Source organism: Stenotrophomonas sp. UBA7606 (assembly GCF_002477705.1).
In the GTDB taxonomy this organism is placed as follows: Bacteria; Pseudomonadota; Gammaproteobacteria; order Xanthomonadales; family Xanthomonadaceae; genus Stenotrophomonas.
Map to the genome: position 1 here is coordinate 426 of NZ_DLJW01000097.1, position 8209 is coordinate 8634.

Annotated in this window: 9 protein-coding genes; 2 read left to right on the forward strand and 7 right to left on the reverse strand. The window is 65.6% G+C overall.

Translation table 11 applies throughout. The features are described from left to right. Window positions 1-28 precede the first annotated feature (28 nt). The 7 genes from B2527_RS12190 to B2527_RS12220 all read right to left on the reverse strand — a co-directional run bounded on the left by B2527_RS12190 (window position 29) and on the right by B2527_RS12220 (window position 6598). On the reverse strand, window positions 29-1222 hold the full coding sequence (locus B2527_RS12190; RefSeq protein ID WP_293713879.1) for an ABC transporter permease: 1194 nt from the start codon (window positions 1220-1222) through the stop codon (window positions 29-31). Then, window positions 1219-1974, reverse strand: a complete 756-nt coding sequence (locus tag B2527_RS12195; RefSeq protein WP_293713881.1) for an ATP-binding cassette domain-containing protein — start codon at window positions 1972-1974, stop codon at window positions 1219-1221. Before B2527_RS12195 ends, B2527_RS12190 begins: the two co-directional genes overlap by 4 nt. Window positions 1975-2004: 30 nt before the next feature. Further along, window positions 2005-3519 carry an alpha/beta hydrolase gene (locus B2527_RS12200; protein ID WP_293713883.1) on the reverse strand — a complete coding sequence of 505 codons (1515 nt, stop codon included), beginning with the start codon at window positions 3517-3519 and terminating at the stop codon, window positions 2005-2007. Between the two features lie 68 nt (window positions 3520-3587). Continuing rightward, window positions 3588-3785 (reverse strand): helix-turn-helix transcriptional regulator, encoded by a 198-nt coding sequence (locus B2527_RS12205; RefSeq protein WP_293713885.1) that lies wholly within the window; start codon window positions 3783-3785, stop codon window positions 3588-3590. Window positions 3786-3794: 9 nt separating this feature from the next. Beyond that, window positions 3795-4376, reverse strand: a complete 582-nt coding sequence (locus B2527_RS12210) for a hypothetical protein (protein WP_293713886.1) — start codon at window positions 4374-4376, stop codon at window positions 3795-3797. 139 nt (window positions 4377-4515) lie between these two features. Next, a complete protein-coding gene (locus B2527_RS12215) occupies window positions 4516-5769 on the reverse strand; it encodes a GGDEF domain-containing protein (RefSeq protein ID WP_293713887.1) in 1254 nt (417 codons plus the stop codon). A 118-nt stretch (window positions 5770-5887) separates the two neighbouring features. After that, entirely contained in the window at window positions 5888-6598 is a 711-nt protein-coding gene (locus B2527_RS12220; RefSeq protein ID WP_414717080.1) for an FAD-binding oxidoreductase, read from the reverse strand. Between the two features lie 137 nt (window positions 6599-6735). Between B2527_RS12220 and B2527_RS12225 the strand changes: the two genes are divergently transcribed. Together B2527_RS12225 and B2527_RS12230 are read left to right on the forward strand one after the other, a co-directional pair. Continuing rightward, on the forward strand, window positions 6736-7689 hold the full coding sequence (locus tag B2527_RS12225; protein WP_293713890.1) for an ABC transporter ATP-binding protein: 954 nt from the start codon (window positions 6736-6738) through the stop codon (window positions 7687-7689). Beyond that, window positions 7686-8209 (forward strand): ABC transporter permease (locus B2527_RS12230; RefSeq protein ID WP_293713891.1); only part of this gene is annotated, 524 nt, incomplete at its 3' end. The genes B2527_RS12225 and B2527_RS12230, both read left to right, overlap by 4 nt.

Sequence of the window (8209 nt, forward strand, 5' to 3'; positions counted from 1 at the left end):
ATCACTCCGGGCCTTTGTTGCTACGTGCTCAGCCGGCAATGGCCAGCCGCTCCTGCCGATAGCGCCACACCGCTACCGCCCACAACACCACGGCCAGTGCCGCCGAGGCCGCCAGGTATACGGCCCATTGCGTCGCCGAGGGCATCTCGCCGCGTGTCACCTTCACCAGCATCTGGTTCTGCGACAGGAACGGCACCGCGTACTGCCACAGCTGGGTGTCCTTCAACGGGTAGGCCATCAGCGCGTAGCCAGGCAGCATCGGCAGCAGCATCAACCACACCATGTGGCTCTGTGCTTCCTTCATGCTCTTGGAACTGGCCGACAGGCAGGTGAGCAGTGCGGTGCCGATCAACACCAGTGGCAGCAGGATCACCAGCAGCTTGCCCATCGCCGCAAAGCTGACATCCAGCGAGCGCGCAGCCCCACCGCCAATACTGGCGCTGACCTTGAACGAGACCAGGATCAGCAGCATCGAAGCCAGGCCCAGCACCACCGCCGCCAGCATCTTGCCGCTGACCAGCGCACCACGTGCGGCCGGTGTGGCCAGCAAGGGCTCCAGCGACTGCCGCTCGCGCTCACCGGCCGTGGTATCCATGGCCAGGTGCGAGCCACCGATGAAGGCGAACAGCATCAGCACCAGCGGCAGCACCACTGACAGGAAGATGCCGCGCTTTGCTTCCGCCGTTGCCAGATCGCGGGTGCCGACATTGACCGGCGCGGCAACCATCGGGTTGACCCCGCGTGCCAGCAGACGCAATGCGCCCACCGACTGCCCATACTCGTTGAGAACATTGCGTACCCGGGCGATCTGCACATCACCGGTACGGCGGGTGGTGTCGGCCACGATCTCCACCTTGGCCGGCTTGCCGGCATGCCAGTCGGCGGCGAAGTCCTTGTCGATGACCAGCGCCAGATCCTGTTGCTGGCTGCGGATCAGGCCTTCGATATCGGCCGGCGCCTCGGTTGCATTGATGCCACGGCTGGCCAGGAACGCGACCAGGTTGGGTGCGCGCGCCATGCCCTCCACCGGAATGCTCAAGTCCTTTTCCAGCTGCGTTTCGGCACGCAGGTTGGTCAGCTTGTTCATGCCCAGGAACAGCAACGGGTACAACAGTGGTGCGGTCAGGAGGGTCAGCAGGAAGGTGCGGCGGTCGCGGGCGAAGTCACGCAGCTCCTTGCGCATCACCGTGATGATGGCGCGGAAGTATCCAGTCTGGCTCATGCGTGCAGGCCCTCCTCGCTGCCGATCAGTTTCACGAACGCGTCTTCCAGGTTGCTCTCATGGGCCTGCTCGCGCAGCTCATCCGGCGTGCCCTGGGCCACCACCCTGCCCTGCGCGACGATCACGATGCGGTCACACAGCGCGGCGACCTCCTGCATGATGTGGCTGGAGAAAATCACGCAGCGGCCTTCCTCGCGCAGCTCCTTGAGGAAGCCACGCAGGCCGCGGGTGGTCATCACGTCCAGGCCGTTGGTCGGCTCATCGAGGATCACATTGCGCGGGTCATGGATCAGTGCCCGCGCGATGGCGGTCTTGGTGCGCTGGCCCTGGCTGAAACCCTCGGTGGCACGATCCAGGAAATCCTCCATCTGCAACGCCTTGGCCAGGCGCGCGGTGCGCTCGGCGATGGCCGCCGAACTCATGCCATGCAGTTCACCGAAGTAGTCGATGTTCTCGCGGGCGGTCAGGCGCTTGTACACGCCGCGTGCATCCGGCAATACGCCGAGGCTGCGGCGCACGGCATTCGGGTCGACGGCGGCATCGACGCCATCGACCAGCACGCGGCCGCTCTCCGGCGTCATCAGGGTGTACAGCATGCGCAGCGTGGTGGTCTTGCCGGCGCCGTTGGGGCCGAGCAGGCCGGTGATCTGCCCGTCATGGGCGGTGAAGCCCACGTCATCCACGGCGATCACTGGCGTTTTGTCCTTGCCCTTGCCGGGGAAGGTCTTGCGGAGTCGTTCTGCAACGATCATGGAAGCGGATTCCTCAGTGATGCGGTGATGTCACGGTTCCCAGCCATTGAAGCTGGTGAACGGCGGCACGTAATTGAGCTTGTCCAGGCAGGCGCCATCCAGCGCCTTGGCATCTGCGGTGTCGATGAACTGCCCGAACAGTTTGGGCATGCAGCCAGCGCCGATCACGTTGTGGCCCTGCCCGCGCAGCACGAACAGCCTGCCCTTGGCCAGAGTCTTGACCACTTCCTCGCCGTAACGCGGCGGCGTCACCGGATCGAACTCACCTTCCAGCACCAACGCCGGCACGTTGCCCGCCAGGGGCTTGTGGAAGTCGGCCGGCGCGCTGCCCTTGGGCCACGCAGCGCACATCGCACCCAGGCCCTGCGCCATCTGCTCACCCAGCACGGTGCCCGCGTCACTGCTGGCGCTGGCCGCGGCAAAGCTGTCGGCGTCCTCGCTGCAGACCACCGACAACTGCATGCCCATGGCCATGGCGTCCTTCATGTCGTCCTGCATCATCTGCGCCAACGCCATCAGCTCCTCGTAACGGCCCGCGTTGGCCTCGTGGATCAGCTTGGGCAGCAGCGCCGCGGCAGCCGGCATGTAGGCGTACATGCGGACCAGCCCGGCCACGCTTTCGGCACGCAGCACGTCCTCACGCGACTGGCCGGTGGCGGAATCGCGGTAGCGGACCGTCACCGGCTGCGCGCGCAGCTTTGCCAGCAGCGCATCCAGCTCGGCACGCGGATCCCCCAGCTTGTCCTTGCAGGCGGGTGCGTTGGTGCACTGGGCAAACTGCAGGGCCAGCGCGTCATCCAGGTTGCGGGCAAAGATGTTGCCCAGCTGCAGGCTGTTGGGCACCACCGAGTCCAGCACGATGCTGCGGGTGGCCTGCGGGTGGCGCATGGCGTACTGCTGTGCGACACGGGTGCCATAGCTGACCCCGACCAGATTGATCTGCGCCACCCCCATGGCCTGGCGCACCGCATCCAGGTCCGCCACCGCTTCGGTGGTGGTGTAGAAGCGCAGATCGGCCTTCTGCGACAGCTGCGTGGCGCAGCTGGCCGCGGCCGCCTGCATCGCCGTGGCCGACATGTCATCGCCGTCATACGCCGGGCAGGACAACAGGTTGGATTCGCCGGTGCCACGCTGGTCAACCAGCACCACGTTGCGGTGCTTGCGTACCTCACGGAAGGCCGCGTCCACCTGCGGATAGGTCGCCACCGCGGCCTGACCCGGGCCGCCGGCCAGGAAAAACACCGGGTCCGGCTGTACCTCGCCTTCCTTCTCCGGCGTCAGCAGTGCGATGTTCAGGCCGATCTTGCGGCCCTGTGGATTGGCGCGGTCCTCGGGCACCTGCAAGGTGGTGCACTGTGCTTCCAGTGCTTCACGGCTGAACGGCGAACTCAAGGTGCATGGCTTGAATGCAAGCGTGCCCAACTGCAGGGATTTGCCTGCCGTCGGTGTGCCATCGGCATTGGCCGTCGGGCTGGTTGCCTTGCAACCCAGCACGCCCACCAGCACGGCGGCGGCCAACAAGGTGGTTCGGGTATTGCGGGACATCATCGGAACAGCCCCTCACGGTTGAATGGAACAACGGTCCTGCCTACACCCAGACGCAGCGGCGGCAGCTATGTGACAGCGGGGAAGAATATTTCCTCGATCTTCGCCCCGAACAGGTCGGCGATACGGAAGGCCAGCGGCAGACTGGGATCGTACTTGCCGGTTTCCAGCGCGTTGACCGTCTGCCGCGATACCTGCAGGCGCTCGGCCAACTCCCCCTGCGACCAGCCCCGGGCATCGCGCAGCTCGCGCAGGCGGTTATCCATCCGCGCGCCTCAGTTGTAGCGCCGCACGACCACGGCCTTGGCCAGGCCGTAGGACAGGCACACCAACGGAAACACCCAGATCATCGCCGCCGCGGACGGCACGTCGATCACCCGCGCCACCTGCAGGAAACCCCCGGTCAGGTATACCAGCGAGACGAAGGCGGTGGCAAAGCTCACCGCCTCCAGCTCGATGCGCTGCTGCAGCTCGTCCACGTCGCGGATGTAACGGATCATCGCCCGCAGCATCAACACGATGGGCGGCACCGGCAGCAGTGCCACCGCCGCACGCAGCAGCGGCTCGTCCACCCGCTTGAGCAGCAGGGTCGAAGCCAGCAGCAGCACGACATAGGCGCCCATCGCCACCATCACCTCGCGGGTATAGCGGCGCCGCAATGCCGGTGGTGCACTGTCACAACCCTCAGGCATCAACCGTTGCAACACCGCCGCCAACACCAGCCCCAGCGCCACCCCTAACAGCACCCCGGCCAGGCGCGGGCTGCCATCGAAGCGCGCCCACAGCAGCAGGCCCCCGCCTGCTGCTGCACTCAACACTGCACCCAGCAGGGTCAGGGCAATACGGCGTACGCGCATCATCGCCCTGTCCTGCCACTGCAGGCCTGGCCACGGCAGACAGAAATCCCAACGGCGGCACTGCGTGAACTGAGGGAGGACATGGCAGAAGACCTGTAAAGCGTGCTTTACACATTCTGCCCGCCCCCTTATCCGCATGTCAAGCACCCTTTACACACCAGCTCCGTCGTTGACGCCGCCGTGATGGCTGCGGCACAGCATCCGGAGCCATCGCCTGCACGGGCGTTTGGGCGCAGGGAACCGCCAGGCAGGCGCTGTCCCGGCCGGTGGCCTTGGCGTGATACAGCGCGGCATCGGCGCGTGACATCAGCTGCTCCAGGTCGCGGCAGGTGGTACTGACCACCACACCGATGCTCACCGTGTAGCGCAGCTCGCCGGCCTGGGTGGGAACCCGCGCGTCATGCACCTGCTCGACGATGGACTGGGCCTTTTCCATCGCCGCGTCGGCATCGGCACCCGGCAGCACCACGACGAACTCCTCACCACCGTATCTGCCGAGCACGGGTGTCGGCCCCGGCGCCGCCCGCCGCAGCAGGTCGGCGAAATGGCGCAGCACTTCATCACCAACCAGATGTCCCCAGTTGTCGTTGATGCGCTTGAAGTAGTCCAGATCCATGATCAATGCCGCGAACGGTGCGTGCGCCATCAGCGATGCGTCCAGCCCTGCCTGCGCAGCCTGCCAAACCGCATTGCGATTGAGCAGGCCGGTAAGCCCATCAACGCTGGCACGCTGCTTCAACTCGCACACTATTTCTTCGACGATCAACAACATCAACGCCGATGACTGGGCGATCAGCAGCACCACGCCGGCGACGATCCGCTGTGATACCGCCGCCAGCGTCTCATCGTTGCCGTGCGCGGTCAGCTCCAGCGAAAGCCCCAACCCATAGAGGGCATAGGCGGTGTGCGCAGCAAACACTCCGGCGGCGACGTAATAACTCAGCCGCAGCTGCGGCGGCGTCCGGCGCAGCAGCATCCACGTCATCCATGCGTACATGGCCACCGCGCACAGGTTGGAGAGATTGCGCTGCATGCCGTGCAGGTGCAGCAGCAAGCCGTCCAGCAGCATCGCCAGCAACAGCGGCGCAAGCACCAGGGCCGGCTTCCAGAACGGCAACGGACGCTGCACATGCTGGGATACACCCACCAGCAACAATGCACCACCGCACAGCGCGAGGGCGGCGAACGACACAGCCACCGGTGCGGGACCGACAGGACCGCCAGGCAGCTGGCGCATGCAGACGGCAAGGGCCAGCAGCCACAGGCTGGCCACCCACGCACGCAGCGCCGGACGTCGTGGCAATACCAGCAGCAATACCGAAAATCCCGCCGCCACGCCAACGCTGACCACCACGCTGATCGTGCCCAGAAAACTGCTGAGATCCGGCGTCATCGCTGCAGCGTCCGTTCCTTGGTACGCAGGAACGATACGCGCCGTACCGCGCGTTCAGCGCAGGGCGAACGCGAGGCCAGTCACGAAACACTTTTCCGTTCCGGGCAGACAGCCCGGATTACTTGCTGCTGACGTACTTCTCGCGGCGGATCTGCGGCATCGGCAGACCGGCCTGCTTCAGCGCTTCCACGCAGGTATCGACCATGTCCGGGTTGCCACACAGGTAGGCGATGTCGCGGGCGGGGTCCGGCGCGATCTCGGCCAGCTGCTGCTGCACATAGCCCTGGCGGACATCGGCATGCGGGTTCTCCGGCAGCTCGCGTGACAGGCAAGGCATGTAGCGGAAACCCGGGTTGGCGGCGGCGAAGGCATGGAAATCGTCGCTGTACAGCAACTCTCCCGGGCTGCGCGCGCCCTGCAGCAGCACCACTTCCACGCCACGTTCCTGCATGGCGGTACGCAGCTGCGGCAGCATCGAGCGGTACGGGGTGACGCCGGTGCCGGTGGCGATCAGCAGGTAGCGGGCATTGTGGTCGCCCGGCTGCAGGCAGAAACGCCCGAACGGGCCGCTGCCGCTGACGTGGTCGCCCAGCGCCATGCCCTCGAACAGGGCCGTGGCGGCGCCGCCGGGGACAAAGCTGACCGCGATTTCCACTGCCTCGCCCGGGCCCAGGGCACGGTCGTGGATGGTGGCCAGCGAGTAGCTGCGCTTGGTGGCGGTGCCGTCGGCGTAGTCGAAATGGACCTGAATGAACTGGCCGGGCAGGAAATCCAGCGGCTGGCCGTCATCACGGACGAACTGGTAATGGCCGATGCTGGGCGCCAGCATGCGGCGGCCGACCAGCTTGAGGGGGAATTGGATTGGCACAGGAGAGGAACAGTGTGTAACCGGGTATGGACCACGGGGCCTTCTATAATAGCCGCCTGCACTTATCCGACGCCTGTACCCGGCGCGAAGGCCCGAGATTGGACTCCCGTACCCCTCCCAGCGCAGCCGCGCTGCGCATCACCGACCTGCGCAAGACCTATGACAACGGCGTACAGGCCCTGAAAGGCGTGTCGCTGGAGGTCGCCCCCGGCGACTTTTTCGCCCTGCTCGGCCCCAATGGCGCCGGCAAGTCGACCCTGATCGGCATCGTTTCTTCACTGGTGAACCTGAGCGAAGGCCAGGTACAGGTATTCGGCAGTGACCTGGTGACCAACCGCAGCGCGACCATGCGCCTGATCGGGCTGGTGCCGCAGGAGATCAACTTCAACCTGTTCGAGAAGCCTTTCGACATCCTGGTCAACTACGCCGGTTTCTACGGGATTCCGCGTGCCGAGGCCGAGGTCCGCGCCGAGCAGGAGCTCAAGCGCGCGCACCTGTGGAACAAGGCGCAGATGATGAGCCGCACCCTGTCCGGCGGCATGAAGCGCCGGCTGATGATCGCACGCGCGATGATGACCCAGCCGCGCCTGCTGATCCTGGACGAGCCCACCGCCGGCGTGGACATCGAGATTCGCCGCGACATGTGGAAGACGCTGCAGGAAATCAACGCCGCCGGCACCACCATCATCCTCACCACGCACTACCTGGAAGAGGCCGAGCAGCTGTGCCGCAACCTGGCCATCATCAACCATGGCCGCATCGTCGAGCAGGGCCCGATGCGCGGCCTGCTGGCCAAGCTCGATGTGGAAGGCTTCCTGTTCGACATCGACGGTGAGCTGCCCGCCCAGCTGCCGCAGATCGAAGGCGCCACCCTGGTCGCCACCGACGCGCACACGTTGGACCTGGACATGCCGCGTGCGATGGACCTGAACCGTGTTTTCGACGCCCTCAATGCCGCCGGCATCCGCGTGCGTTCGATGCGTACCAAGAGCAACCGCCTGGAGGAGCTGTTCGTGCGCCTCACCGGCAACCTGGAGAACAGCGGCGCATGAGTACCCCCGTTCCCGTGACCGACAGCAGCCGCAACTGGGTGGCGCTGGGCACCATCGTTCGTCGCGAGGTCAACCGCATCCTGCGCATCTGGGGCCAGACCCTGGTGCCGCCGGCCATCACCATGACCCTGTACTTCCTGATCTTCGGCGGCCTGATCGGCTCCAAGATCGGGCAGATGGGCGGCTACAGCTACATGCAGTTCATCGTGCCGGGCCTGGTAATGATGAGCGTGATCCAGAACAGCTACGGCAACATCAGCTCCTCGTTCTTCGGTGCCAAGTTTGGCCGCCATGTCGAGGAACTGCTGGTCAGCCCGATGCCGAACTGGGTGATCCTGTGGGGTTATGTGGCCGGCGCGGTGCTGCGTGGCCTGATGGTCGGCGTGATCGTGCTGATCATCGCCATGTTCTTCACCCCGGTGCGCATCCCGCACCCGCTGGTAACGCTGAGCACGGTGCTGCTGGGCGCGACCATCTTCTCGCTGGCCGGCTTCATCAACGCCGTCTACGCCAAGAAGTT